This is a genomic window from Streptomyces thermovulgaris, from assembly GCF_002155915.1.
Lineage (GTDB): Bacteria > Actinomycetota > Actinomycetes > Streptomycetales > Streptomycetaceae > Streptomyces > Streptomyces thermovulgaris.
In genome coordinates this window covers 1-507 of the sequence record NZ_MUME01000531.1, presented here as the reverse complement: position 1 = coordinate 507, position 507 = coordinate 1, and the positions used below count along the sequence as shown (strand labels likewise).

1 protein-coding gene is annotated in these 507 nt (G+C 68.6%); it reads left to right on the top strand.

What is annotated here, in order from left to right; genetic code table 11:
• Window positions 1-158 precede the first annotated feature (158 nt).
• Window positions 159-507 (top strand): P-loop NTPase family protein (locus CCN35_RS27105; RefSeq protein WP_483883431.1); only part of this gene is annotated, 349 nt, incomplete at its 3' end.

Here is a 507-nt window from a genome sequence, read left to right as displayed (position 1 = left end):
CCGCCCGGTCTGGAGGGTGGCCAGCAGGGCGAGGATGCGCTGGGTGACGTCCGCCATGTGCCCGGTCCCGCTCCCGTCCCGTTTCCGTTCCCTCTGTTCCGTCTGTTCCGCCGCCGTTGCGGTCAGAAACCGGCCGCATCTGCTCCTAGCCTCGCCGCATGCTAGAGCGCGTGATCCGCATCCGGGGTGCCCGGACCCACAATCTGAAGAGTCTGGACGTGGACATCCCGCGCGGCCGGCTGGTCGTGTTCGTCGGGGTGTCCGGGTCGGGCAAGTCGTCGCTGGTGTTCGACACGATCGCGGCGGAGGCCGGTCATCAGCTCAACGAGACCTGTCCGCCGTTCGTCCGCAACCGGCTGCCGAAGTGGACACGTCCCGAGGCCGAGAGGATCGAGGGGCTCTCACCGGTGGTGGTGATCGATCAGCGCAGGATCGGCGGGAACGCCCGGTCCACGGTGGGAACGGTCACCGACGCCTGGACCCATCTGCGGCTGCTGTTCTCCCGCA